The sequence below is a fragment of the Crossiella sp. NPDC003009 genome (genome assembly GCF_053591555.1).
In genome coordinates, this window is sequence record NZ_JBSFUA010000031.1 from 74,019 (window position 1) to 97,793 (window position 23,775).

The 23,775-nt window shown below is 71.4% G+C and carries 26 protein-coding genes; 22 read left to right on the top strand and 4 right to left on the bottom strand.

Annotated elements, in window-relative coordinates:
- The first annotated feature begins 13 nt into the window (after nt 1–13).
- The 3 genes from fabG (at nt 14) to ACWDY5_RS27615 (ending at nt 2,660) form a co-directional block, all read left to right on the top strand.
- Nucleotides 14–715, top strand: a complete 702-nt coding sequence (fabG, locus tag ACWDY5_RS27605; protein WP_252481633.1) for a 3-oxoacyl-ACP reductase FabG — start codon at nt 14–16, stop codon at nt 713–715.
- Between the two features lie 60 nt (nt 716–775).
- Complete coding sequence (gene fabI, locus ACWDY5_RS27610; protein ID WP_252481634.1) at nt 776–1,543, top strand: enoyl-ACP reductase FabI; 768 nt, start codon at nt 776–778, stop codon at nt 1,541–1,543.
- Between the two features lie 67 nt (nt 1,544–1,610).
- Entirely contained in the window at nt 1,611–2,660 is a 1,050-nt protein-coding gene (locus ACWDY5_RS27615; protein ID WP_449725071.1) for a ferrochelatase, read from the top strand.
- A gap of 7 nt (nt 2,661–2,667) precedes the next feature.
- Here ACWDY5_RS27615 and ACWDY5_RS27620 read toward each other — a convergent pair whose 3' ends face one another.
- Nucleotides 2,668–3,441, bottom strand: a complete 774-nt coding sequence (locus ACWDY5_RS27620; protein WP_449725097.1) for a hypothetical protein — start codon at nt 3,439–3,441, stop codon at nt 2,668–2,670.
- A 47-nt stretch (nt 3,442–3,488) separates the two neighbouring features.
- On the opposite strand from ACWDY5_RS27620, the gene ACWDY5_RS27625 reads away from it, so the two are divergent.
- The 11 genes from ACWDY5_RS27625 (at nt 3,489) to whiA (ending at nt 14,434) form a co-directional block, all read left to right on the top strand.
- A complete protein-coding gene (locus tag ACWDY5_RS27625) occupies nt 3,489–4,310 on the top strand; it encodes a DUF3097 domain-containing protein (protein ID WP_449725072.1) in 822 nt (273 codons plus the stop codon).
- 100 nt (nt 4,311–4,410) lie between these two features.
- The gene (locus tag ACWDY5_RS27630; RefSeq protein WP_449725098.1) at nt 4,411–4,839 is read left to right on the top strand and encodes an NfeD family protein; all 429 of its coding nucleotides are present in this window, start codon (nt 4,411–4,413) and stop codon (nt 4,837–4,839) included.
- A 55-nt stretch (nt 4,840–4,894) separates the two neighbouring features.
- Nucleotides 4,895–6,115, top strand: a complete 1,221-nt coding sequence (locus ACWDY5_RS27635; protein ID WP_449725073.1) for an SPFH domain-containing protein — start codon at nt 4,895–4,897, stop codon at nt 6,113–6,115.
- 201 nt (nt 6,116–6,316) lie between these two features.
- The gene (locus tag ACWDY5_RS27640) at nt 6,317–7,285 is read left to right on the top strand and encodes a M28 family metallopeptidase (RefSeq protein WP_252481639.1); all 969 of its coding nucleotides are present in this window, start codon (nt 6,317–6,319) and stop codon (nt 7,283–7,285) included.
- A gap of 72 nt (nt 7,286–7,357) precedes the next feature.
- Entirely contained in the window at nt 7,358–8,410 is a 1,053-nt protein-coding gene (locus ACWDY5_RS27645; RefSeq protein ID WP_449725074.1) for a hypothetical protein, read from the top strand.
- Nucleotides 8,411–8,442: 32 nt separating this feature from the next.
- Nucleotides 8,443–8,859 (top strand): Rieske (2Fe-2S) protein, encoded by a 417-nt coding sequence (locus tag ACWDY5_RS27650; RefSeq protein WP_449725075.1) that lies wholly within the window; start codon nt 8,443–8,445, stop codon nt 8,857–8,859.
- Nucleotides 8,860–9,151: 292 nt separating this feature from the next.
- Entirely contained in the window at nt 9,152–9,451 is a 300-nt protein-coding gene (locus ACWDY5_RS27655) for a hypothetical protein (RefSeq protein ID WP_449725076.1), read from the top strand.
- Nucleotides 9,452–9,538: 87 nt separating this feature from the next.
- Nucleotides 9,539–11,554, top strand: coding sequence for an excinuclease ABC subunit UvrC (gene uvrC / locus ACWDY5_RS27660; protein ID WP_449725077.1), 2,016 nt, complete (start codon nt 9,539–9,541; stop codon nt 11,552–11,554).
- Nucleotides 11,551–12,429, top strand: coding sequence for an RNase adapter RapZ (rapZ, locus tag ACWDY5_RS27665; RefSeq protein WP_449725078.1), 879 nt, complete (start codon nt 11,551–11,553; stop codon nt 12,427–12,429). The genes uvrC and rapZ overlap by 4 nt, the downstream gene beginning before the upstream one ends.
- A gap of 32 nt (nt 12,430–12,461) precedes the next feature.
- Nucleotides 12,462–13,463: a gluconeogenesis factor YvcK family protein gene (locus ACWDY5_RS27670; protein WP_449725099.1), complete on the top strand. Its 1,002-nt coding sequence runs from the start codon at nt 12,462–12,464 to the stop codon at nt 13,461–13,463.
- The gene (whiA, locus tag ACWDY5_RS27675; RefSeq protein ID WP_252481644.1) at nt 13,454–14,434 is read left to right on the top strand and encodes a DNA-binding protein WhiA; all 981 of its coding nucleotides are present in this window, start codon (nt 13,454–13,456) and stop codon (nt 14,432–14,434) included. Before ACWDY5_RS27670 ends, whiA begins: the two co-directional genes overlap by 10 nt.
- 113 nt (nt 14,435–14,547) lie before the next feature.
- Here whiA and ACWDY5_RS27680 read toward each other — a convergent pair whose 3' ends face one another.
- Complete coding sequence (locus tag ACWDY5_RS27680) at nt 14,548–14,934, bottom strand: hypothetical protein (RefSeq protein ID WP_449725079.1); 387 nt, start codon at nt 14,932–14,934, stop codon at nt 14,548–14,550.
- Nucleotides 14,935–15,127: 193 nt separating this feature from the next.
- Between ACWDY5_RS27680 and gap the strand changes: the two genes are divergently transcribed.
- From gap to cutA, 6 genes are all read left to right on the top strand, one after another.
- The gene (gene gap / locus ACWDY5_RS27685; RefSeq protein WP_252481646.1) at nt 15,128–16,132 is read left to right on the top strand and encodes a type I glyceraldehyde-3-phosphate dehydrogenase; all 1,005 of its coding nucleotides are present in this window, start codon (nt 15,128–15,130) and stop codon (nt 16,130–16,132) included.
- Nucleotides 16,133–16,145: 13 nt separating this feature from the next.
- Nucleotides 16,146–17,366, top strand: a complete 1,221-nt coding sequence (locus ACWDY5_RS27690; protein ID WP_449725080.1) for a phosphoglycerate kinase — start codon at nt 16,146–16,148, stop codon at nt 17,364–17,366.
- Complete coding sequence (tpiA, locus tag ACWDY5_RS27695) at nt 17,366–18,151, top strand: triose-phosphate isomerase (protein WP_252481648.1); 786 nt, start codon at nt 17,366–17,368, stop codon at nt 18,149–18,151. Before ACWDY5_RS27690 ends, tpiA begins: the two co-directional genes overlap by 1 nt.
- 123 nt (nt 18,152–18,274) lie before the next feature.
- Nucleotides 18,275–18,523, top strand: a complete 249-nt coding sequence (secG, locus tag ACWDY5_RS27700) for a preprotein translocase subunit SecG (RefSeq protein ID WP_449725081.1) — start codon at nt 18,275–18,277, stop codon at nt 18,521–18,523.
- Between the two features lie 110 nt (nt 18,524–18,633).
- A complete protein-coding gene (locus tag ACWDY5_RS27705) occupies nt 18,634–18,978 on the top strand; it encodes an RNA polymerase-binding protein RbpA (protein ID WP_252481650.1) in 345 nt (114 codons plus the stop codon).
- 477 nt (nt 18,979–19,455) lie between these two features.
- Nucleotides 19,456–19,770, top strand: coding sequence for a divalent-cation tolerance protein CutA (gene cutA, locus ACWDY5_RS27710; protein WP_449725082.1), 315 nt, complete (start codon nt 19,456–19,458; stop codon nt 19,768–19,770).
- Here cutA and ACWDY5_RS27715 read toward each other — a convergent pair.
- A complete protein-coding gene (locus ACWDY5_RS27715) occupies nt 19,737–20,618 on the bottom strand; it encodes an alpha/beta fold hydrolase (protein WP_449725083.1) in 882 nt (293 codons plus the stop codon). The two genes, cutA and ACWDY5_RS27715, sit on opposite strands and share 34 nt — an antisense overlap.
- A gap of 84 nt (nt 20,619–20,702) precedes the next feature.
- Nucleotides 20,703–22,436: a histidine kinase gene (locus tag ACWDY5_RS27720; protein WP_449725084.1), complete on the bottom strand. Its 1,734-nt coding sequence runs from the start codon at nt 22,434–22,436 to the stop codon at nt 20,703–20,705.
- A gap of 503 nt (nt 22,437–22,939) precedes the next feature.
- Between ACWDY5_RS27720 and ACWDY5_RS27725 the strand changes: the two genes are divergently transcribed.
- Together ACWDY5_RS27725 and ACWDY5_RS27730 are read left to right on the top strand one after the other, a co-directional pair.
- Nucleotides 22,940–23,428, top strand: coding sequence for a YbaB/EbfC family nucleoid-associated protein (locus tag ACWDY5_RS27725; protein ID WP_449725085.1), 489 nt, complete (start codon nt 22,940–22,942; stop codon nt 23,426–23,428).
- Between the two features lie 37 nt (nt 23,429–23,465).
- Nucleotides 23,466–23,774 (top strand): type VII secretion target, encoded by a 309-nt coding sequence (locus ACWDY5_RS27730; protein ID WP_449725086.1) that lies wholly within the window; start codon nt 23,466–23,468, stop codon nt 23,772–23,774.
- Nucleotide 23,775 lies beyond the last annotated feature (1 nt).

Here is a 23,775-nt window from a genome sequence, read left to right on the forward strand (position 1 = left end):
TGGAGGACCAACGGTGTCAAGGTCGGTACTGGTCACTGGCGGCAACCGAGGCATCGGCCTGGCGATCGCCCGTGCCTTCGCCGAGCAGGGTGACAAGGTCGCCATCACCCACCGCGGCTCCGGCGCGCCCGAGGGCCTGTTCGGGGTCCAGTGCGACGTCACCGACGCCGAGGCGGTCAACCGCGCCTTCGGCGAGGTCGAGGCCCAGCACGGCCCGGTCGAGGTCCTCGTCTCCAACGCCGGGATCATCGACGACGTGCTGCTGCTGCGCATGTCCGAGGACTCCTTCACCAAGGTCCTGGACGCCAACCTCACCGGCGCCTACCGGGTGGCCAAGCGGGCCGCCTCGGGCATGCTGAAGAAGCGCTGGGGCCGCATGATCTTCATCTCCTCGGTGGTCGGCCTCTCCGGCCAGGCCGGGCAGGTCAACTACGCGGCGAGCAAGGCGGGCCTGGTCGGCGTGGCCCGCTCCATCGCCCGGGAGCTGGGCTCCCGCAACATCACCGCCAACGTGGTCTCGCCCGGCTTCATCGAGACCGACATGACCGCCCACCTGGCCGACTCGCTCAAGGAGCAGATGGCCGTGGTCCCGGCCCGCCGCGCGGGCAAGGCCGAGGAGGTCGCCGCCGCGGTCACCTGGCTCGCCTCCGACGGCGCGGCCTACGTCAACGGCGCAGTTCTGCCGGTCGACGGGGGCATGGGTATGGGTCACTGACCTGTTCTGCCAGGCTAGGGCCGTCGTCATCAACTTCAGTTCGACTCGGAGGAAGAGCACGTGACCGGACTGCTCGAAGGCAAGCGGGTGCTGATCACCGGAGTGATCACCGAGGCGTCCATCGCCTTCCACGCCGCAAGGATCGCGCAGGAGCAGGGGGCCGAGGTCGTGCTCACCGGCTTCGGGCGCCTCCGGCTGGTGGAGCGCATCGCGCAGCGGCTGCCCAAGCCCGCGCCGGTGATCGAACTGGACGTCACCAACCAGGAACACCTGGACGGCCTGGCCGACAAGATCCGCGAGCACGTGCCCGCGCTGGACGGCGTGCTGCACTCCATCGGCTACGCCCCGCCGTCCTGCCTCGGCGAGAACTACATGGACGTGCCGTGGGAGGACGTCTCGGTCGCCGTGCACACCTCGGCGTACTCGATGAAGGCGCTGGCCAAGGCGGTGCTGCCGCTGATGGGCGAGGGCGGCTCGATCGTCGGCATGGACTTCGACGCCCGCGTCGCGTGGAGCAGCTACAACTGGATGGGCTTCGCCAAGGCCGCGCTGGAGAACTGCACCAAGTACCTGGCCAGGGAGCTCGGCAAGCAGGGCATCCGGGTCAACCTGGTCGCCGCAGGCCCCTTGGAGACGATGGCCGCGCGGTCCATCCCCGGCTTCAGCGACTTCAACAACCTGTGGACCGAGCGCGCCCCGCTGGGCTGGGACACCTCGGACCGCACCCCGGCCGCCAAGGCCATCTGCGCGCTGCTGTCCGACTGGTTCCCGGCCACCACCGGCTCCATGGTGATGGTCGACGGCGGCATGCACGCCGTCGGTGACTGACTGACAACTGCCTGACAATCCCTGCCCCCGTCCGGTGCGCGAAACCGGGCGGGGGCAGGATTGTGCGGTGAGCTTCGACGCGTTGCTGTTCCTGTCCTTCGGCGGGCCGGAAGGACCCGAGGACGTCCGGCCGTTCCTGGAGAACGTCACCAGGGGACGCGGGGTCCCGCCCGAACGCCTGGACGAGGTCGCCCAGCACTACCTGCACTTCGGCGGCGTCTCGCCGATCAACCGGCTGAACCTGGCCATCATCGACGCGGTCCGCGCCGAACTGGCCCGGCACGGCCTGGACCTGCCGGTCTACTTCGGCAACCGCAACTGGCACCCGATGGCGGAGGACACCGCCGCCAAGATGGTCGCCGACGGCATCCGCTCGGCGCTGGTGTTCCCGACCAGCGCCTACGGTGGCTACTCGGCCTGCAGGCAGTACGACGAGGACATCCTGCGCACCCGCTCCGCCGTGGACGACGCGCTGGACCTGGTCAAACTCCGCCAGTTCTTCGACCACCCGCTGTTCATCGCGGCCTTCGCCGACGCCGTCCGCGCCGCCACCGCCGAACTGCCCGCCGAGCACCGCGAGCAGGCCCGCCTGGTCTTCACCGCGCACTCGGTGCCCAGCTCCGCCGACCAGGCCGCCGGTCCGCCGGAGGAAGGCGGCCAGCGCTACTCCCGGCAGGTCGCCGAGGCCGCCCGGCTGGTCGCCGCCGCGGTCGGCGTGACCGAGTACGACGTGGTCTGGCAGTCCCGCTCCGGCCCGCCCCAGGTGCCCTGGCTGGAGCCGGACATCGTCGACCACCTCGACACCCTGCACGAGCAGGACGTGCCCGCGGTCGTGGTGTGCCCGGTCGGTTTCGTCAGCGACCACCTGGAGGTCATCTGGGACCTCGACGCCGAGGCCAAGGACCGCGCCGCCGAGCTCGGCATGGCCTTCGCCCGCGCCGCCACCCCCGGCCCGGACCCGCGCTTCGCCGAACTCGTCGTGGAGCTCATCCGCGAGCACACCGACGGCGTCCCCGCGCGCAAGCTCTCGGACTTCCCGGCCGCGGGCTGCACCCGCAACGGAGCGCCCTGCGCGCCGCTGTGCTGCGAACCCCCGGCCCGCCGCCGCCCGGCCTGACCCTTGGCTAGTGCCGTCCCGCCTGGTCGCTGAACAGGCGGACGGCCTCGGCCACCGCGGCATAGCGGGCCGCGCGGACCGCGTCGGAGAGCGGGCGCAGCGCGGCCACCCTGGCCCTGGCGGCGGAGGCGGACACCGTGCCGCCGTCCGGGTCGCCCATCGCGGCCCGCACGATCGCGGCCACCTCCGCGGCCCGTTCCAGCACCCGCAGCGACCGGCCCGGCATGCCCTGCGGCCACGGGGTGCGGGGACGAGCGCGCAGGGCCGCGTCGATTTCGGTGCGCACACCGGGACGGTGCCGGGCCACATCGAGGGAGACCAGGGTGGCCGCGGCGCCGCGGACCGCCTCGGCCATCCGGTGCTCGGCCTCGCCGATCGGCACGTACTCCAGGTTCGGCGGCGCGGGCAGGGCGTACACCGACCAGCGCAGCACCCCCTCGGCCACCTCTTCCGGCACCAGGCCCATGGCGGCCGAGGGCAGCACCACCGCCTCCTCGGCGCGCAACGCGGCCACCTGGAACGGGCCAGGCCCGCCGAGTCCGCGCACGTCGCCGGGGGCGGGCAGGACCAGCGCGCCGGCGCGGGCCCCGGCCCGGCGCAGGCAGGCCAGCAGCAGGGCGGGGCCCACCGGGCGGTCGTCGGGCAACGGCAGGTCGAACCGTTCGGCGGCGTGTTCGTCCCCCGCGGTGACCTCCTGGAGCTCACCCCACGCCTGGAGGGCGTCGAGCACGTCATCGGAGGCCGCGGAACCGTTCAGCCACGCGGAGGTCCACACCGCCATGGTCGCGCTGGCACAAGGCACCGGACGAGGTTACTAGGGTGTGCCTCGTGCCCACCTTCTCTGGTGATCCCTACGGACGTGATGTGCTCGCCGGCGGCCCCAAGCGGCGCGCCGTGCCCGAGGTGCCGGCCGAGCCGGACCTGGTCGTGGAGGACCCGGCCAGCGGTTTCTGCGGCGCGGTGCTGCGCGTCGACGGCGGCAACGTGGTCCTGGAAGACCGGCACGGCAGGCAGCGGCTGTTCCCGCTGCGCCCGGCCGCCTTCCTGCTCGACGGGCAGCCGGTGACGCTGGTCAAACCCGCGGCCAAGCCCGCCGGACCCGGCACCTCGGCCTCCGGTTCGGTGCGGGTCGACGGGCTGCGCGCCAAGACCGCGGCCGCCAGCCGGATCTGGGTGGAGGGCATTCACGACGCCGAGCTGGTGGAACGGGTCTGGGGCCACGACCTGCGGGTGGCGGGCGTGGTGGTGGAGCCGCTGGACGGCATCGACGCGCTGGCCGAGCGGATCGCGGAGTTCCAGCCCGGTCCGCGCAGGCGGCTCGGCGTGCTGGTGGACCACCTGGTCGAGGGCAGCAAGGAGTCCCGGATCGTCGCCGCCGCCGCGCACCCCGACGTGCTGGTCACCGGCCACCCGTACGTGGACATCTGGCAGGCGGTCAAACCCGCCTCGGCAGGCATCCGGCAGTGGCCGGTGGTGCCGCGCGGCCAGGACTGGAAGACCGGCGTGTGCGATGAGCTGGGCTGGGGCGAGCCACCGGCGGGCTGGCGGCGGGTGCTCTCCGGGGTGCGCGGGTTCCGGGACCTGGAGACGCCGTTGGTCGGAGCGGTGGAACGGCTCATCGACTTCGTCACTGTCGGTCCACAGGACTGAACCCGGATCGGGTGATACCCATCGCCCGGTAGATCACACGTAGGTCACGGCGGCTGGTCACGGTCGGCAACGGCATCGGCACTCTGACACGATGGGCGTCATGGCGGCCCTGGTCTGGTTGGTAGCCGGAGTCCTGTTGCTGGCAGCGGAAATGCTCTCCGGTGACTTCGTGCTGCTCATGATCGGCGCGGCGGCCCTGGCCGCGGCGGGCTCGGCCGCGGTGATCGACGTGCTGTGGATCGACGTGGCCGTGTTCGCGGTGACCTCGGTGGTGCTGCTGGCCGCGGTGCGGCCCTCGCTGCGCCGCCGGATGCTGGCCGGGGACCACGTCAAGACCAACGTCGAGGCGCTGGTCGGCGGCAAGGCCATAGTACTGTCCACTGTGGACGCTCACAGTGGTCAGGTGAAGATCGGTGGCGAGATCTGGTCGGCCCGCGCCTACGACGAGACGCAGGTGATCGAGGCCGGACGGGCCGTCACCGTCATGGATATCGCTGGAGCGACCGCGGTCGTGTGGGCGGAAGGCTGAGGCGTTGGAGGCTGGGTTGGGCGCGGTCATTGTCGTCGCCGTCATAGTCCTGCTGGTGCTGGTGGCTGTCGTCAAGGCAGTGCTGGTCATCCCGCAGGCTCAGGCGGCGGTCATCGAGCGGCTGGGCCGCTTCCGCACGGTCGCGGCCCCAGGGCTGAACGTGCTGGTCCCGTTCCTGGACCGGGTGCGGGCCCGGATCGACCTGCGCGAGCAGGTGGTCTCCTTCCCGCCGCAGCCGGTGATCACCGAGGACAACCTCACGGTGTCCATCGACACGGTGGTCTACTTCCAGGTCACCGACCCGCGGGCGGCGGTCTACGAGATCTCCAACTACATCATCGGCGTCGAGCAGCTCACCACCACCACCCTGCGCAACGTGGTCGGCGGCATGAGCCTGGAGCAGACGCTGACCTCGCGTGACTCGATCAACGGCCAGCTGCGCGGCGTGCTCGACGAGGCCACCGGCCGCTGGGGCATCCGGGTCGCCAGGGTCGAGCTCAAGGCGATCGACCCGCCGCCCTCCATCCAGGACTCGATGGAGAAGCAGATGCGCGCCGACCGGGAGAAGCGCGCCATGATCCTCACCGCGGAAGGTCAGCGGGAGTCCTCGATCAAGACCGCGGAGGGCCAGAAGCAGGCCCAGATCCTGGCCGCCGAGGGCGGCAAGCAGGCCGCGATCCTCTCCGCCGAGGGCGAGCGGCAGAGCCGCATCCTCAAGGCCCAGGGTGAGCGGGCCGCGCGCTACCTGCAGGCCCAGGGCCAGGCCAAGGCGATCGAGAAGGTCTTCGCCGCGGTCAAGGCGGGCAGGCCCACGCCGGAACTGCTGGCCTACCAGTACCTGCAGACGCTGCCGCAGATGGCGCAGGGCGACTCCAACACGGTGTGGATGGTGCCCAGCCAGTTCGGCGACGCGCTGCAGGGCTTCGCGAAGATGTTCGGCAGCAAGGGCGAGGACGGCGTCTTCCGCTACGAGGCCCCGCCGGCGGACACCGAGTCCAAGCCGGAGGAGGACGACGAGTCGATCGCGTCCTGGTTCGACACCGCGCCCGACCCGGAGATCGCCCGCGCGGTCAAGGAGGCCACCGCGGTCGCGCAGAAGGACGTGCCCCCGCCCGGCCGCTCCTCGGTCCCGCCGCCGGTGCTGGCCCCGGTCGCCGAACCCGAGCCCGCACCTGCGCCGGAACCCCCGGCCGCCCCCGCCGCGCCTGCCGCACCGGCACCGGCACCGGCTCAGCCGGGTGACTCGACCGAGCTGTCCGACGGCGAGACCAAGTAACGCCGAGAATTTCCCGCCGAACGCCGCTCCCGCGAAACCGGGGGCGGCGTTCGGCGTTTTCACTCACCGTGGGTATGCATTCATCGCAATACCGCTAACTGTTTCCGACAAAAGTCGGGTACCGCCCACGGCCACCCCCGTTCGAGACTCACCGTGACACTGATCGCAACCCTGCGCGATCAGCCTGATCGGGAGGTCTGCGTGAAACTCCGACTCGTTCTCGGCTCGGTGACGGCCACCGCCGCACTGGTCGTCAGCGGCATCGCCGGCACCGCGACCGCGGCCGCGCCCACCGCGCCACCGACCATTCCCACCGCGAGCATCCAGGCGCACCTCACCGAGCTGGGCAAGATCGCCGCGGCCAACGGCGGCAACCGGGCGCACGGCCGCCCCGGCTACAAGGCTTCGGTGGACTACATCAAGGCCAAGCTGGACGCCGCCGGCTACCGCACCACCATCCACACCTTCACCCAGAGCGGCGCCACCGGCTACAACCTGATCGCCGACTGGCCCGGCGGCGATGAGAACAACACCATCATGTTCGGCGGCCACCTGGACAGCGTCAGCGCGGGCGCCGGCATCAACGACAACGGCACCGGCTCGGCCGGCCTGCTGGAGGTCGCGCTGACCGCGGCCAGGCAGCAGCTCAAGACCACCAAGCACCTGCGCTTCGGCTGGTGGGGCGCGGAGGAGCTGGGCCTGATCGGCTCCACCCGGTGGGTGGCCAGCCTGTCCGCGGCGCAGAAGGCCCAGATCAAGGCCTACCTGAACTTCGACATGATCGGCTCGCCCAACCCCGGCTACTTCGTCTACAGCAGCGCCGGCCAGCCCACCGGCTCGGCGGCGCTGACCACCCTGCTGGAGAACTACTTCCGCGGCGCCGGTGTGCAGACCGAGCAGACCAGCGTCGGCGGCCGCTCCGACCACGCCGCCTTCGCCAGGGCGGGCATCGCCACCGGCGGCACCTTCACCGGCGCCGAGGGCCGCAAGACCGCGGCGCAGGCGCAGAAGTGGGGCGGCACCGCCGGTCAGGCGTTCGACCCCTGCTACCACCGCTCCTGCGACGGGGTGAACAACGTCAACGCCACCGCGCTGACCCGCAACACCAACGCGATCGCGCACGCGGTGTGGAGCCTGACCGCGCCGGCCGCGCTGCGTTCGGCCGCCTAGCCGCAGCACGCTGGACCACCTGGTCGTATCCGTTGCGCTGAACGGGGTCAGCCCGCGCGCCGGTCTCGGTGCGTGCGGTTTCATCTGTTCGTGGCGGGCCGGGCAGGGGACGAGTTCCACGATGTCGCTGCTTTGCGCGGCGCACTGCACGGTTCGCTGTCCCCGCCCAGCCACCACGACGACACCGCGCACTGGCAACGGCTGCACCAGGTGGTCCAGTCCCTGCACGACCTCGTCTCCGACGGCCGCGCCCAGGAGGCCGTGCAGTTCGCCGAACAGGTCGTCGACGTGCTCGCCGGGGCCGCGCACCAGGTCACCGGCCAGTGGGACGAGCTGGCCGACCTGGCCCAGCGGGCGCTGGCCGCGCACGCCACCGCCTGCCGCCTGGTCCGCCCCGACCCCTACCGGCTGGCCGGTTGGCTGATCCGGCTCCAGCTCACCCACCCCGACGGCCCCGAGGTCCGGCTCGCCGAGTACACCGAGGCGCTGGGCAGCGCCGGGCTCGCCTACTACCGGCAGGGCGCGGAGTCCGCCTGCCGCGGCCTGCCCACCATCCGCTTCGGCCAGCCCGGCCGCTACGACCGGCACCGCGCCGCGGTCACCAAGCTGGTCGAGGAGCTGGCCGCGCACACCGGCGACTCCGACCTCACCGTGCAGATCCTGGCCACCGACCTGTCCACCGCCTGGCAGTACCTGCGCATCGCCTCCGTGCTGGAGGAAGCCGGCCGCAGCGAACAGGCCCTGGCCTGGGTGGAACGCGGCCTGGTCGCGGCCAAGGGCACCGGCGCGGTGCCCAGGCTGGTCGACCTCGCGGTGGACCAGTGCGTCCGGCTGGGCAGGCTGGACCGCGCGGTCGAGCTGCGCCGCACCGCCTTCCGCGCCCGCCCCGGCCTGGACGCCTTCCTGCGGCTGCGCGCGGTCGCCGACCACGACAAGTCCTGGGAACGGGAACGCCAACGTGTGCTCAGATGGCTGCGCCAGCCCGGCGAGGACGAGCTGACCCGCAACACCGCCCTGGTGGAGATCCTGCTCTGGGAGGGCGACCGGGACGCCGCCCGCCGCGCCGCCGCCGAACGCGGCTGCGCCCCCGAGGTCCGCGCCAGAGTTGACCGTTTCGAGGACTAGACACATTCCGGGGTTTTCTTAGGATGTGCGGCATGCCGACGCCGTTACCCCGCCGAACGGTCCTATGCGGACTACTCGCCCTGGCCGGTTCCGCGGCCGCCTGCGGCGACGGCAAGCCCCCGCGCACCGGCGGCACCGGCACCGCCAAACCCGGCGCCGAGCTGGCCCGGCTGTCCGCACTGCCCTCGGTCGGCGGCGCGCTGGTGGAGACCGAGGGCAACGGCATCCTGCTCATCGTGCGGGCCAAGGACGGCGCGGTGCGCGCCTTCGACCCGCGCTGCCCGCACAAGGGCAACCTGATCAGCCCACCGGTCGGCGGCGTGATCGACTGCCCGACGCACGGCAGCGCCTTCGACGGCGAGACCGGCGAACTCCGCAAGGGGCCGGCCGAAGCGGGTCTCACCCAGATCCCGGTGAAGGTCGACGGGGAGCGGATCATCCTGATCTAGCCCGTGTTGCGAATGCGGACCACCTGTCCGGTCGCGGCGCACCATGTCCGGGGGATCCGTTGCCGAAGGCGCCTGACGCTCGCAGACCCAGCCGTGCGGCGGTCAACGCGCTGCGGACACTTCTGGAGCGACACAACCACATCGTTCAACCCTGCTGCACAGCGACCTCGACTGGCATCGGAGCACATCGGCACGGCCGAGGCGCAGTGGCTGGCGGCCTGCTTCGACGCGACTCAGTGGGCTCGCGAACCCGCCGCCGACGATCCACCGCCCAACACCAACATCGACGCACGTGACAGCTCTGGCGATGCCCCGGCCGACCGCGGAGTACGGTTTCGGCGCGCGGCTCGGACAACCGAGTACTCGTAGGTCGTCGAACCGGGAGCGCGTATCGGCGTTCGCGCTCAGGCCGGGCGACAGGATCTACTGGCTGAGCCGGTACGGGAACGAACGTGGCCGGAACATCTCGGCCGTCTGGGATTCCGAGGACACCCCCGGAGCCGTCTGCGTGCTCTTCGATGAGCTGATGCTGGGCGACACCTTCTGGCCGGAGGAGTCGTTCGTCCGGAAGGCGTCCACCAAGTCACGGTGATGGCGTGGCACCTCCCTCCGCCTGTCTTTGCGAGCCACTGGCCAGACCTGGCAATCCGGTGTCGGTGACTCGCCGTAGGCTTACCGCGTGCCCGATCCGTCCACCTACCGCCCAGCGCCAGGGACCATCCCGGACTCCTTCGGCGTGTACAAGTTCCGCGACGGCACCGGGCGGGTCATCTACGTCGGCAAGGCCAAGAGCCTGCGCAGCCGGCTCAACTCCTACTTCGCCGACCTCTCCGGCCTGCACCCGCGCACCCGGCAGATGGTCACCACCGCCGCCTCGGTGGAGTGGACCGTGGTGTCCTCCGAGGTGGAGGCGCTACAGCTGGAGTACTCCTGGATCAAGGAGTTCGACCCGCGGTTCAACGTCCGCTACCGCGATGACAAGTCCTACCCGATGCTCGCGGTCACCGTCGGCGAGGAGTTCCCGCGGCTGCACGTCTACCGCGGCCCGCGGCGCAAGGGCGTGCGCTACTTCGGCCCGTACTCCCACGCCTGGGCGCTGCGCGAGACCATCGACCTGCTGCTGCGGGTCTTCCCCGCGCGCACCTGCACCGGCGGGCTGTTCAAGCGGCACAGCCAGATCGGCCGCCCCTGCCTGCTCGGCTACATCGACAAGTGTTCCGCGCCCTGCGTCGGCAAGGTCAGCGCCGAGGAGCACCGGGACATCGTCGAGGACTTCTGCGACTTCTTCTCCGGCCGCACCGACACCATGATGCGCCGCCTGGAAAAGCAGATGCAGGCCGCGGCCGAGGAGCTGGAGTTCGAGAAGGCCGCCCGGCTGCGCGATGACCTGGACGCGTTGCGCCGGGCCATGGAGAAGCAGGCCGTGGTGCTCGGCGACGGCACCGACGCCGACGTGATCGCCTTCGCCCAGGACGAGCTGGCGGCCGCGGTGCAGGTCTTCCACGTGCGCGGCGGCCGGGTCCGCGGCCAGCGCGGCTGGGTGATCGACAAGGTCGAGGAGGTCGACACCCCCGGCCTGGTCGAGCAGTTCCTCACCCAGTTCTACGGCGAGCAGAACGAGCTCGGCGAACAGGCCGACGGCGGCGGGGGAGAGGCGGTGCCGCGCGAGGTGCTGGTGCCCGAGCTGCCGCCGGAGGCCGAGGCCGTCACCGAGTGGCTGTCCAAGCTGCGCGGCTCCCGGGTGCAGCTGCGGGTGCCGCAGCGCGGGGACAAGCGCGCGCTGGCCGAGACGGTGGCGCGCAACGCCGCCGAGGCCTTCACCCAGTTCAAGCTGCGCCGCTCCGGTGACCTCACCGCCCGATCCCTTGCCCTGCAAGAACTTCAGGACGCGCTGGCGCTGGACACCGCGCCGCTGCGGATCGAGTGCGTCGACGTCAGCCACATCCAGGGCACCGACGTGGTGGCCTCCCTGGTGGTCTTCGAGGACGGCCTGCCGCGCAAGTCCGAGTTCCGGCACTTCGCCATCCGCGGCGACGCCGACACCGGTGACGTGGGCGGCGACGTCGGCTCCATCGCCGAGGTGGTGCGCCGCCGCTTCGCCCGGCACCGCGCCGACGTCGAGGAGATCGCCCAGACCGCCCCGGTCTCCGGCGAGGTCGAGGCGGCCGAAGCCGAGACCAGGCCCGGTATCGACCCGGCCACCGGCCGCCCCAAGCGGTTCGCCTACCCGCCCAACCTGCTCGTCATCGACGGTGGCGCGCCCCAGGTCAACGCCGCCGCCGACGTGCTCGCCGAGCTGGGCGTGCAGGATGTGGCGGTCATCGGCATCGCCAAGCGGCTGGAGGAGATCTGGCTGCCCGCCGACCCCGATCCGGTGATCCTGGCCCGCAACAGCGCGGCGATGTACCTGCTGCAGGAGGTTCGGGACAAGGCTCACGACTTCGCCATCCGCTACCACCGGCAGAAGCGGTCCAAGCGGATGACCACCTCGGCGCTGGACGAGGTGCCGGGCCTGGGCGAGTCCCGCAAGACCGCGCTGCTCAAGCACTTCGGCTCGGTGCGCAAGCTCCGCGCGGCCAGCGTCGAGCAGCTCACCGAGGTGCCCGGGGTCGGGCGGCAGACGGCACTGGCGGTGCTGGTGGCGTTGCAGAACAAGGACGACAAGCAAGTCCCGCGACAGCAGGAGGACGGGTGACCGAGGAGAAGTCCGGCGTCGAGGTGGCGGTGGTGACCGGCTTGTCCGGAGCCGGCCGCAGCACCGCCGCCAAGTGCCTGGAGGACCTGGGCTGGTTCGTGGTGGACAACCTGCCGCCCGAACTGGTCGCCACCATGGTCGAGCTGGGCGCGCAGGCCCAGGGCGTCATCTCCAGGGTCGCGGTGGTGATGGACGTGCGCAGCCGCGCCTTCACCGACGACCTGGCGGCGGTGATCAAGGACCTGGACGCGCGCGGCTACAAGCCCAAGGTGCTGTTCCTGGAAGCCACCGACGCGGTGCTGATCCGCCGCTTCGAGCACGTCCGCCGCGGCCACCCGCTGCAGGGCGACGGGCGGCTGGCCGACGGCATCGCCAACGAGCGTAGGCTGCTGACTCCGTTGCGGGAGGAGGCCGACCTGGTGCTGGACACCTCCGCGCTGTCCGTGCACCAGCTGCGCGCCAAGATCGAGGACGCCTTCGGCAGCGAGACCTCGGCCAATACCAGGGTCACCGTGCTCTCCTTCGGCTACAAGTACGGCCTGCCGATGGACGCCGACCTGGTGATGGACGTGCGGTTCCTGCCCAACCCGTTCTGGATCCCGGAACTGCGCGACTTCACCGGCCTGGACGAGGCGGTGCGCAACTACGTGCTCTCCCAGGAGGGCGCGGAGGAGTTCCTGGAGCGCTACCACGAGCTGCTGCGGCTCATCGGCGCAGGCTACCGCCGCGAGGGCAAGCGGTACCTGACCCTGGCGATCGGCTGCACGGGTGGCAAGCACCGCAGCGTGGCGATCTCCGAACAGCTGGCCGGGCTGCTGGCCAAGGAGGACGGCATGGCGGTCAAGGTCGTGCACCGGGACCTGGGGCGGGAGTGACGCTGGCACCCGACGACGAGCCAGGCAGGCCGCTGCGCGCCGTCGCGCTGGGCGGCGGCCACGGCCTGCAGGCCACGCTGTCCGCGCTGCGGCGGCTCACCGACGACGTCACCGCCGTGGTCACGGTGGCCGACGACGGCGGCTCCTCGGGGCGGCTGCGCCGCGAGCTCGGGCTGCTGCCGCCGGGCGATCTGCGCAAGGCGCTGACCGCGTTGGCGGACCAGGATGAAGATCGTCTACTGTGGACGGACGTGTTCCAGCACCGCTTCGGCGGTTCGGGCGCGCTGGCCGGGCACGCGGTGGGCAACCTCGTGCTGGCCGGGCTCCTCGAGGTGCTCGGCGATCCGGTGGCGGTGCTGGACGAGGTGCGCAAACTGTTGGGAGTGCGTGGACGGGTGCTGCCGATGTGCCGGGTGCCACTGGACATCGAGGCCGACGTGGTCGGGCTCGACGAGGACCCCAGGTCGGTGCGCCGGATCCGCGGCCAGGTCGCCGTGGCCAGCACACCCGGCCGGGTGCAGCGGGTCCGCCTGCAGGGCGCGGCGCCCGGCGACGAGGCGCCCCGGGCCTGCGAGGAGGCGGTGGCCGCGGTCGAGGCCGCCGACGTCGTGCTGCTCGGCCCCGGCTCCTGGTTCACCAGCGTGCTGCCGCACCTGCTGGTCCCGGAGCTGCACGAGGCGCTGGTGCACACCCAGGCGCGCAAGGTGGTCGTGCTCAACCTGGTCCCGCAGCCGGGGGAGACCGAGGGCTTCTCCCCGGAACAGCACCTGCACGTGCTCGCCGAGCACGCGCCCAGGCTCAGGGTGGACGCGGTGGTGGCCGATACCGACTCGGTGTCCACCCCCGACCGCCTGCGCCGGGCCGCGGCCGCCCTCGGCGCGGTCACCACGCTGCGCAAGATCTGTCACCACGCCAGCCCGGACCGGCACGACCCGGCGGCGCTCGCGGTGAGTCTGCAGGAAGCACTAGCCGAGATCCCCGGTCCGGGCAGGCCGGCTCCCGGCGAAGAGAAGGAGGGCCGGCCATGGCGATGACCGCCTCGGTCAAGGACGAGCTGAGCCGTCTCACCGTCACCAAGACCTGCTGCCGCCGCGCCGAGGTGTCCTCGCTGCTGCGCTTCGCCGGCGGCCTGCACATCGTGGCAGGGCGCGTGGTGGTGGAGGCCGAGATCGACACCGGGTCGGCCGCGCGCAGGCTGCGCAAGGAGATCCAGGAGCTGTTCGGCCACATCAGCGACGTGCACGTGATCACCTCGGGCGGCCTGCGCAAGGGCACCCGGTACGTGGTCAGGGTGGTCAAGGACGGCGACGGGCTGGCCCGCCAGACCGGCCTGCTCGACCCCAGGGGCCGCCCCGTGCGCGGCCTGCCCGCGCACGTGGTCAGCGGCGGCACCTGCGACTCCGAGGCCGCCTGGCGCGGGGCTTTCCTCGCGCACGGCTCGCTCACCGAACCGGGCCGCTCCTCCGCCCTGGAGGTCACCTGCCCCGGTCCGGAGGCGGCGCTGGCCTTGGTCGGCGCGGCCCGCCGCCTGGGCATCCAGGCCAAGTCGCGTGAGGTCCGCGGCGCGGACCGGGTCGTGGTCCGCGACGGCGACGCCATCGGCGCGCTGCTGACCAGGCTCGGCGCCCACTCCAGCGTGCTGGCCTGGGAGGAACGCCGGATGCGCCGCGAGGTCAGGGCCACCGCCAACCGCCTGGCCAACTTCGACGACGCCAACCTGCGCCGCTCCGCCCGCGCCGCGGTCGCCGCCGCCGCCAGGGTCGAACGGGCCCTGGACATCCTCGGCAACGAGGTCCCCGACCACCTGGTCGCCGCGGGCCAGCTCCGCCTGGCACACCGGCAGGCCTCCCTGGAGGAGCTCGGTCAGCTGGCCGAGCCGCCGATGACCAAGGACGCGGTGGCGGGCAGGATAAGGCGTCTGCTGGCCATGGCGGACAAGAAGGCCCGGGAGCTCGGCGTCGGCGACACCGAGAGCGCGGTCACCGCGGACATGCTGGACGCCTAGCGCACCCCGTGCGGGAGGCGGTGCGGGAGCGGGCTGAGCGCGAGCAGGACCGCGCCCAGCCCGCTCCCCGCGCCGCCCAGGCAGCAAAGCCGGCCCGGTGGGGTCGTGCCGGGCTAGGTCGCGGTCCCGAACCGGAGGAACCCGGCTACCCGCGGCGCCAGGGACAGCTCACCCCCGCCGATCCCCGCCCGCACGCCGGCCAGCACGTCCGGCTCCGGCTCGCCGTAGATTTCGAAGCGGTCCACCCGGCAGTGCGCCATCACCTCCTGGATGTAGGGGTCGGCCAGCCGCCAGTGCGCCCGGACCGCCTCGGAGTCGGCGAAGAGCTGGAAGCTGTGCGCGGTCATCCGCGGCTCGTCGACGAAGACCTCGACCATCAGCTGCGGCCCGTGCCGCCGGGCGAAGGCCACCGCCTCGGCGATGGCGGCGCGGAACCCGGCCAGGTGGCCGTCGGTGATCCGCATGGTGTTGTGGAAGAGCAGGATGCCGTTGTCGTCCATGGCTCCATGCTCGAATCTCCACCTTGCTGGAGGGCAAGGGCGGGGGCCTCTCGGTGACCTTGGTCTCTGTCTCGATCAAGCCAGTTCCCCGGGTGGCCGTGACCAGCACGATTCCGGCCCGCTAGGGTGAATGCGGAAACGCCGGTATGCGCCCGGTCTTGGACGGCCGGGACGAACCTCGAGGAGACGCACCGTGACGGTTCGCGTAGGTGTGAACGGCTTTGGTCGTATCGGCCGCAACTTCTGGCGCGCGCTGGCCGCCAGCGGCCGGGACATTGAGATCGTGGCCTTCAACGACCTGGGTGACGTGGCCACGATGGCGCACCTGCTGAAGTACGACTCGATCCTGGGCCGCCTCGACGGCGAGGTGAAGGTCACCGACGAGGGCATCTCCGTCAACGGCAAGGTCATCAAGGCGCTGGCCGAGCGTGACCCTGGCAAGCTGCCGTGGAAGGACCTGGGCGTCGACGTGGTCGTCGAGTCCACTGGCTTCTTCACCGACGCCTCCGTCGCGCGCAAGCACATCGACGAGGGTGGCGCCAAGAAGGTCATCATCTCCGCCCCGGCCAAGGGCGAGGACCTGACCGTGGTGCTGGGCGCCAACGACGAGAAGTACGACGGCTCGCAGAGCATCATCTCCAACGCCTCCTGCACCACCAACTGCCTGGCGCCGATGGCGAAGGTCCTGCACGACACCTTCACCATCCAGGGCGGTCTGATGACCACCATCCACGCCTACACCCAGGACCAGAACCTGCAGGACGCCCCGCACAAGGACCTGCGCAGGGCGCGCGCGGCGGCGCTGAACATCGTGCCGACCAGCACCGGCGCGGCCAAGGCCATCGGCCTGGTGCTGCCGGAGCTCAAGGGCAAGCTGGACGGCTACGCGCTGCGGGTGCCGGTGCCCACCGGCTCGGCCACCGACCTGACCGTCACCGTCGGCCGCGAGACCTCGGTCGAGGAGGTCAACGCGGCGGTCAAGGCGGCGGCGGAGGGCGCGCTCAAGGGCATCCTGCGCTACAGCGAGGAGCCGATCGTCTCCACCGACATCGTCACCGACCCGGCGTCCTGCATCTTCGACGCGCCGCTGACCAAGGTCATCGGCAACCAGGTCAAGGTGGTCGGCTGGTACGACAACGAGTGGGGCTACTCCAACCGCCTGGTCGACCTGACCGCGCTGGTCGCCTCCAAGCTCTGACGGAGAGAAAACTGTGAAGACCCTGGCAGATCTTCTGGCCGAGGGTGTTGCGGGTCGGCGCGTCCTGGTGCGCGCCGACCTCAACGTTCCTCTGGACGGTTCCGTCATCACCGACGACGGCCGGGTACGCGCCTCGCTGCCCACCATCAAGCAGCTCTCCGAGGCCGGCGCCCGGGTTGTCGTGATGGCCCACCTCGGCCGTCCCAAGGGCAAGCCGGACCCGAAGTTCTCCCTCGGCGTGGTCGCCGTCCGCGTCGGCGACCTGCTGGGGCGCGAGGTCCTCGGCATCACCGAGATCACCGGCCAGGCCGCGCAGGCCGCGGTGGACGGGCTCGCCGACGGCGACGTGGCGCTGCTGGAGAACGTGCGCTTCGACCCGCGCGAGACCAGCAAGGACGAGGCCGAGCGGGCCGAGTTCGCCCAGGAGCTGGCCGCGCTGGCCGGCCCCGGCGGCGCCTTCGTCTCCGACGGTTTCGGCGTGGTGCACCGCAAGCAGGCCTCGGTCTACGACCTGGCCAAGCTGCTGCCGCACTACGCCGGTGGCCTGGTGCTGGCCGAGGTCGAGGTGCTGCGCAAGCTCACCGCGGACACCGCGCGCCCGTACGTGGTGGTGCTCGGCGGGTCCAAGGTCTCCGACAAGCTCGGCGTGATCGAGAACCTGCTCTCCAAGGTGGACCGCCTGCTCATCGGCGGCGGCATGGCCTACACCTTCCTCAAGGCCCAGGGCCACGAGGTCGGCAAGTCCCTGCTGCAGGAGGACCAGCTCGACACGGTGCGCGGCTTTCTGGCCGAGGCGGACAAGCGCGGCGTGGAGCTGGTGCTGCCCGTCGATGTCCGCACCGCCGAGCAGTTCCCCGACTTCGGCGCCGAGAGCCAGCCGGACCCGGTGGTCGTGCCCGCCGACGGCATCCCGGCCGAGCGGATGGGCCTGGACATCGGCCCGGACACCGAGCGGCTGTTCGCGGCGAAGCTCGCCGACGCCAAGACCGTGTTCTGGAACGGGCCGATGGGCGTGTTCGAGGTCGCGGAGTTCGCCGGCGGCACCCGCGCCGTGGCGCAGGCCCTGGTCGACTCCTCGGCCTTCACCGTGGTCGGCGGCGGCGACTCCGCGGCCGCGGTGCGCCTGCTCGGCCTGCCCGAGGACGGTTTCTCGCACATCTCCACCGGTGGTGGAGCCTCTCTGGAGTTCCTTGAGGGCAAGGAACTCCCCGGCGTTACCGTCCTGGAGGACTGATGGCGCGCAAGCCGTTCATCGCAGGCAACTGGAAGATGAACCTGAACCACCTGGAAGCCATCGCGCTGGTCCAGAAGTTCGCGTTCTCCCTGCCGGACAAGTACTACGACAAGGTCGACGTGGCGGTGCTGCCGCCGTTCGTGGACATCCGCAGCATCCAGACCCTCAAGGACGGCGACAAGCTGCTGCTCACCTATGGTGCGCAGGACCTCTCGCCGCACGACTCCGGCGCCTACACCGGGGACATCTCGGGTCCGATGCTGGCCAAGCTCGGCTGCGCCTGGGTGGTCGTGGGCCACTCCGAGCGCAGGGAGATCCACGGCGAGACCGACGAGCTGGTCAACAAGAAGGTGCGCGCCGCGCTCAAGCACGGCATCTCGCCGATCTTCTGCATCGGCGAGAAGCTGGAGATCCGCGAGGCGGGCACGCACGTGGAGTACACCACCGACCAGCTCATCGCCGGGCTCAAGGGCCTCAAGGCCGAGCAGGTCCAGCAGGTCGTGGTGGCCTACGAGCCGGTGTGGGCCATCGGCACCGGCCGGGTGGCCAGCGCGGCTGACGCCCAGGAGGTCTGCGGCGCGATCCGCGCCAAGCTCGCCGAGAAGTACGGCCCCGAGGTGGCCGGCGCGGTGCGCGTGCTCTACGGCGGCTCGGTCAAGTCCGGCAACATCGCCGAGCTGATCAAGCAGGAGGACATCGACGGCGCCCTGGTCGGCGGAGCCAGCCTGGACGCCGAGGAGTTCGCGAAGCTCTGCGCCCTCGCCGCGGGCGGCCCGCTGCCGTAAGGCCGCGATCTGGCCATTACGTAGTGCAATCGCCATTACGTACGGCAATGATCCGGAGGGCGGTCCAAGTCGGCCGCTCTTACCGGTACTCTGTGACGTCTACCGCGGTACGGCGAGGATGAGATGAAGCTGACTCTTCAGATTGTGTTGATCGTGGCCAGCGTGGTGCTGGTGCTCCTGGTGCTGCTGCACCGCGGCCGTGGCGGCGGGCTTTCCTCGCTGTTCGGTGGCGGCATGCAGTCGAGCCTGTCCGGCTCGAGCGTGGTGGAGAAGAACCTGGACCGGCTCACGCTGTTCTTCGGCGCGATCTGGTTGATCTCCATCATCGGTGTCGGCCTGTTGATGAAGCTCGCGCCAGCGGCGGCAGGCTGAGGGAACCGGATCCGGCCGTCGACCGTTCCCACTGTTGACAGTCCGGATCCGGACTTGACAAGTGAACACAGGCACCAGGGGCAAATACATGACGGGGGAAGTGAGGGTCGATGGCTGGCGGTAACGCGATCCGCGGCACCCGAGTCGGTGCTGGCCCAATGGGCGAGTCCGAACGAGGGGAGTCGGCGCCGAGGCAACGGGTGGCCTACTTCTGTGCCAACGGGCACGAGGTCCGGCCGTCGTTCGCCTTGGAGGCCGAGGTACCGGAGAGCTGGGACTGCCCGCGCTGCGGGCTCCCGGCAGGTCGCAACGAGCAGGCGCCCCCGGCCGCGCCACGCAACGAGCCCTACAAGACTCACCTGGCCTACGTGAAGGAGCGCCGCTCCGACGCCGACGGCCAGGCGATCCTGGAGGAGGCGCTGGCCCGCCTGCGGGCCCAGCGCGGCGAGGGCTAGCCGGCGGGCGCAGCCTTGCGGGTCGGGTAGGTGTCGCAGTCCGGCGCGCGTTGCAGCAGTGAGCGGGACGGCCGTGGGGGCATGGCCGGGTAGTGGGTAAGAAGCAGGGGTCAGAACAACGACAGGCCCGGGGGCGGGTACGCCTCCGGGCCTTCTGCTGTCCCAGCCCCGCCAGCCCCGCCAGCCCCGCTATGGCATCCGCACCACGGCATCCGCCCGCCCCTCAAGACGACCGGTCATATTCGGCAACCTCAGTGGCCCCGCTAGATGACCGGTCGTCTTAAGCGCCGCTCAATGTGACCGGTCGTCTTGCGCAGGCAGCGAATGTGACCGGTCATCTTAAAGGGAGCAGGTCGCGAATATGACCGGTCGTCTTAGGCTCGCCACCGGCACCGCGACCCGCCCCGATGGTCGTTGTGGGTGGACTACCGCGATCACCCCCACCCACCCCGTCCCACCCTCGGTAGCGTCCACCCCATGGCCGAACACCTGATCGTCACCACCACCGTCAACACCCCCGAGGCCGCGCACGCGCTGGCCGCCGCCGCCGTCGAGGCGCGGCTGGCCGCCTGTGTCCAGATCGTGCCGGTGACCAGTGTCTACCGCTGGGACGGGGCGACCCAGACCGATGGGGAGTGGCGGGTGGAGTGCAAGACCGTGGCGGGGCGGGTGGAGGAGTTGCTGGCGCAGTTGCGGGGTGGGCACAGCTATGACGTGCCGGAGTTGATCGTGACGCCGGTGGTCGGGGGCGGGGCGGACTACCTGGACTGGGTGGCGGCGGAGACCCGGTAGCCGGCGGTGAACCGGGTGATCGCGCGGTAGAAGCGCTCCGGTTCCTCCAGGTGGCCGAAGTGGCCGCTGTGTTCCAGCACCACCAGGCGGGACTCGGGGATGCCGTCGGCGAGCTCGGCGGCCCAGCGCGGGCCGCAGATGAAGTCGTGCCTGCCGACCAGCACCAGGGTGGGGGTGCGGATGGCGGTCAGGTCGTCGCGGATGTCCCACTGCTCCTGCACGCGGTTGGGGTCGTGGGTGGCGCCCAGGGTGCCGAGCCAGCCGGAGAGGTCGGTGGCGGCGTAGTCGGCGAAGTACAGCGGCAGGATCGTGGCCAGGTAGGCCAGCATCGAGGCGTTGTCCTCGATCTTGGTCTGACCGATGGCCTCGGCGGCGCGGCGGACGTACCGGCTCTCCGGGTGGGCGGCCAGGCGGGCTTGGACGCCCGCGGTCAGCTCGGCGTCGAAGTCGGGGGTGTCCATGGTCGGCGCGCCGTCGTAGACGATCAGGCTGGCCAGGCGGTCGGAGTGGTCCAGGGCGAACTGGAGGCCGACGAAGGCGCCGTGCGAGTGACCGAGGAAGTAGACCTCGGGGCCGTCCAGGTGGTCCAGGACGCCGTCGGCGAACTCGGCGTAGCGGCGCATCGTGTACTGGCCGTCGGGCAGCCTGCCGCTCCGGCCGGTGCCGACCGGTTCGAGGTAGACCATGGTCAGGTGGCGTTCCAGCTCCGGCATCCGCAGGTACTCCCAGTGGATGCCGGGACCGCCGGAGTGGACGAGGCAGACCGGTCCCACGCCCGCCACGTGGTAGCGCTGGCGGATGCCGCCGATCTCGATGGTGTGCGTTCCGGGGGACAGGACGTCGGTCATGCGCTCAGCATGAGCCGGTCCGGTGCCCCCGGAACGCGCCGGTCAGGGCTTGTCACCGCGAGACAGGGAACCTTGCCCCCGGTGTCATTGGGCTGACAGGTGGAGTTCCGCCGGGCTGGGTTCGCGGGGCCGGGGGTGGCGCAGCATCGCCAGGTGCTCGGCTGAGGTCAGCGCGGGCGGTCCGGCGGCGGGGGCGTGCGTGGTCCGCCGGGCCGGCACCGGTGGCGGGGCCGGGTCGGGCGCAGGCGGGGGAGCCGACGTCGCGGAGTGCTTGGCCGTGATCGGCAGCGGCGCGGTGGTGTGGGCCGCGGTTGCCGGAGCCGGGACCGCGCGGGCCGCAGCCGCATGGGCCGGGACTGAGCGGGCGGGGCCCGGGTCGGCCGGCACCGAGCGGGCCGGAGCGGCCGAGACCGAGCGGGCCGGCGCGGCCGGGACTGAGCGGGCCGGAGCCGGGTGGGCCGGGACCGCGCGGGCAGGGGCCGGATCGGCCTGGACTGAGCTGGCCGGGACCGAGCGGGCCGGATCGGAATGCGCCGGAACCGAATGCGCCGCAGCGGAATGCGCCGGAGCCGAGTGGGCCGGGACCGAGTGGGCCGGGACCGAGTAATGGGCCGGGGCCGGGGGGATCGGTGCCGAGTGCGCAGGGGGGATCGGCGCGGCTGGTGCGGGGGCGGCCAGGTTCTCCGGGGTGAGCGGGAAGCTGGCGCGGACCACGTAGCCGCCGTCCTCCGTGGGCTGTGCGGTGAGCGTGCCGCCGAGCATGGCCGCCCGCTCGCGCAGGCCCATCAGGCCGTGGCCGCCGGGGGGCAGCGGCGCGAGGCCGTCCTGGGGGCGGGGGCAGGCGTTTCGGACCTCCACGTGCAGGCTGCCCGAGGCCAGGCCCAGGTGCACCGTGACCGGAGCGCCGGAGGCGTGTTTGCCGATGTTGGTCAGCGCTTCCTGCACCGTCCGGTACACCGCGCAGCCCAGCTGCGGGGACACCGGGCCGGGCATCGGGCCCATGGTCAGCGTGGCCGGCAGGCCGCAGTCGGCGACCAGCTGGGGCACGTCCTCCAGGGTCGGTTGCACGGCTTCGCAGTCCAGGGTGGAGGAGCGCAGCAGGCCGACCAGGTTGCGCAGTTCTTCCAGGGTGCGGTTGGACAGCTTGCGGATGGTCTGCGCGATCTCCTTGGAGTCCGCGTCCTCCGCCACCATCTGCAGCGCGCCTGCCTGGATCGCGATCAGCGTGACCTGGTGGGACACCACGTCGTGCATCTCACGGGCCAGCCGGGTCCGCTCCTCGGCTCGCACCGCGTGGTCGTGCAGCCGCTGCTGCTTCTCCCGGCCGGCGGCCAGTTCGGTCAGCCTGCCGGTCAGCTCGCAGCGGGCCCGCACCAGCAGGCCGACCGTGACCGGGGCGCCGGCCAGCAGCGCGGCGTACAGGGCGCGCAGGAGCGCCTCGTGCGGGGCGACGTCGGGGAAGACCTGCATCGGGCCCAGGGTGAGGCAGCCACCGAAGGCCAGCAGCGCGCCCGCGACGGTCTGCCAGTCCAGCTTGCGCGACCTGGCCACCGTGTACAGCGCGACCATCGCGGCCAGCACGGTGAAGCCCACCACGAGGCCGGGAATGGTCAGCGCCAGCGCGGTGCGCGGGAACTCCCTGCGGAACAGCAGCGCCAGGCAGGCCAGCGCGGGCAGCAGGAACGTGTAGTGCGTCGAGGGCGCCGTGTTCACCACGACGTCCAGACCCGCCAGGGTGAGCAACCCCAGGTCGGTCAGCGTGCGCCGCAGGCAGCGCAGTCCGTCCGGCCCGCGGTCGCCGCGGGTTTCCGTGCTCACGTTTGTCCTAGGGGCGGCCTGACGCAGGCCGGGCCCGGACAACCTCTTCGTGACCAGAGCAGCACCTCCGAGTCACCCGTCCGATCGACCCCACCGTACGGCAGCTTGCTGCCAAAAAACAGAGCCAGTTGACAAGTCTGTCCAGCTTGTCATGATCTGCGGGCAGCTGACTCGGCAGACAGCCTGAGGACTTGTCAAAGTTTGTCAGATTGACCAAGTCATGCGTGACTACGCAGCGTGTTCCCTGTTCGGCCGCTCGACCGGCTCGTTGCTCCGAACGTGGGCGTGTCATCAGTTTGACAACTTTGAACCAGTTGTCCGGCCATCGAACGGTCCAGTAACCCCCCGCTGTTGACCAGGCAAATGGTACAGACCATTACCTCCGGTGGCGGTGCCCGGGAAATCGGCACACAGTTACCGCCGTCCGAGGGAACCGAGCGGGCCGTTGCCTAGTCTGACCGGGCGACGAGCAAGTACGGGGGGCGAGTGAAAGGTGAATGTTTGTGGACCCCGAAGCGTGGGTAGCGCGCATGGAGCGGGAGAACCGGGCCCGGCTGGCCGCCGTGGACGCGGTCTCCGGTGAACTGCAGCAGCTGAGCGGCCGCGCCAGCACCCCGGACGGGAAGATCAGCGTTGAGGTGCACGTCAACGGGACGCTCAAGGACGTGCAGATCCACCCCTCGCTGGTGGACGCCTCACTGCGCAACCTCGGCCAGCTGCTCGTGCAGCTCGCCCAGCAGGCCCAGGCGCAGGCGGGCCGCCAGCTGGAGGAGGTGGTCACGCCGCTGTTCGGCGACGCCACCCAGACCATGGCCATGCTGCGCGGCTACCTGCCGCCAGCCGAGGACGAGGACGCCCCCGGCCAGCCAGGTCAGCCGCCGCAGGCCCAGCGGGAACCGAACACCCCGCCGCGCCCGTCCCAGCCGCCGCGGCAGCCGCGGCCGGACCGGGACGAGGACGAGGACGACTTCGGCGGCCCGATCCTGCGCTGAGCGGGTTCGGCTGGCACACCCACTGGGGAAGGCAGTTATGACGGCTGACAAGTTCACCACCAAGAGCGCCGAGCTGGAGAAGTACGCGGCCACCCTCCAGCGCATCGGCGAAGGCCTGTCCGCGCAGGCCACCGCAGCGGCGGGCATCCAGCTGGGCCACGAGGCCTACGGCGTGATCGGCATGCGCTTCGCCGGCGACCTGAACAAGCAGGCCGCCGAGGCCAGGGCGCAGATCGAGGACGGCGCGCAGGGACTGCAGGACGTGGCGAAGTCGCTCAAGGACGCCGCGCTGACCTACCAGCAAGCGGAGGACGGCATCCGCGACTCCTTCGACGGGAAGAAGTGAG